The sequence below is a fragment of the Alcanivorax sp. HI0083 genome, assembly GCF_001635175.1.
In genome coordinates this window covers 1-1,546 of record NZ_LWFX01001331.1, presented here as the reverse complement: position 1 = coordinate 1,546, position 1,546 = coordinate 1, and the positions used below count along the sequence as shown (strand labels likewise).

Annotated in this window: 1 protein-coding gene; it reads right to left on the bottom strand. The window is 52.2% G+C overall.

The window, feature by feature from the left end; all coding sequences use genetic code 11:
- Positions 1 to 753: 753 nt before the first annotated feature.
- A partial coding sequence (locus A3754_RS19850; RefSeq protein WP_063521074.1) for an acyl-CoA dehydrogenase family protein occupies positions 754 to 1,546 on the bottom strand: 793 nt, incomplete at its 5' end.

Below are 1,546 nucleotides of genomic sequence, written 5' to 3'. Positions count from 1 at the left end.
TGGTGGCAAAGGTTACAGCGACTTGCATGGTTTTTCACCAGGGCCGGCCACGTCCTGATCCATTGCCAAACGTCAAGACTGTTGCGATTTTTGTCTCTGCTGGGGATTACTCCACAAAAGCTGTGGACAACTTTGTGATCAACCTGACGAAAAGTCGCTGTAGGGCCCGCCATTCCGTCCTTTACGCAAACTGCTTCATTTTTACACGAATCGTAAAGTATTGATTATTCAGTGACTTATTGGTGTTTTTTTACACTGATCACAGAAAAGGCTTGACCCGGTCAGCAAAACGGCGGGAACGATCAACTTGTGCAAAAGCGCCAGATAAATCATATATCTGACATAACGAACCTGTGTTTTCGGTCTATGACGCATCCACGCCCTTGGGACTGGCAGACTTTTTCCACAGATCCTGTGGATAACCCTGTGCATAGCCGGTAGAAAACATGGCAACATCACCCAAAAATCACGTCTCTGGACGACATGATTAAATTTTGATCAATGATTTTTTTAATTTAAAATCAGCGTGTTACGCTATTTTTTATGGCTATTTAACGTAGCTGTCATTTTTTTCTGCAGAAAAAGAGCATTGACAAAAAACTGTGTACAAAATTGGGGCACCCACACGTTACCAAGGGTGACACCCTGGTACAGCCGTGCATATAACAGGCCACTTTCCTTTCCCTCTATCCGGTTCGCCACTGCCACCCTGCCCCTCAAGCAGACCTTCAGGGCAAGAGTGGCAGAGTTCACTTAGCCGAAGGCCTGCAAGCCGGTCTGCGCCCGTCCCAGGATCAGCGCATGGACATCGTGCGTACCTTCGTAGGTGTTCACCGCTTCCAGGTTCATCACATGGCGAATCACATGGTATTCATCACTGATGCCATTACCGCCGTGCATATCACGGGCCTGGCGGGCGATATCTATAGCCTTGCCGCAATTGTTGCGCTTCATCAGCGAGACCATTTCCGGTGACCAGTTTCCCGCATCCATCAACCGGCCCAACTGCAACGCCCCCTGCAGGCCCAGGGTAATTTCGGTCTGCATGTCAGCCAGCTTTTTCTGAATCAGCTGGGTGGCCGCCAGCGGGCGGCCAAACTGCTTGCGATCCAGGGTGTACTGGCGAGCTGCCTGCCAACAGAATTCCGCCGCCCCCATGGCGCCCCAGCTAATCCCGTAGCGCGCCTTGTTCAGGCAACTGAACGGCCCTTTCAGGCCTTCCACGTCCAACCGGTTTTCTTCCGGCACAAAGCAGTCATCGAGCATGATCTGCCCGGTGATCGACGCCCGCAAAGAAAACTTGCCTTCAATCTTCGGGGTACTGAAGCCGTCAAAGCCCCGCTCCACCACAAAGCCGTTAATTTTGCCATCCAGATTGGCCCATACCACCGCCACATCTGCGATCGGCGAATTGGTAATCCAGGTCTTGGCGCCATTTAGCACATAGCCGCCATCCACTTTCTTCGCGTGGGTACTCATGGAGCCCGGGTCAGAACCGTGGTCCGGCTCGGTCAGGCCAAAACAGCCCACCCATTCACCGGTGGCA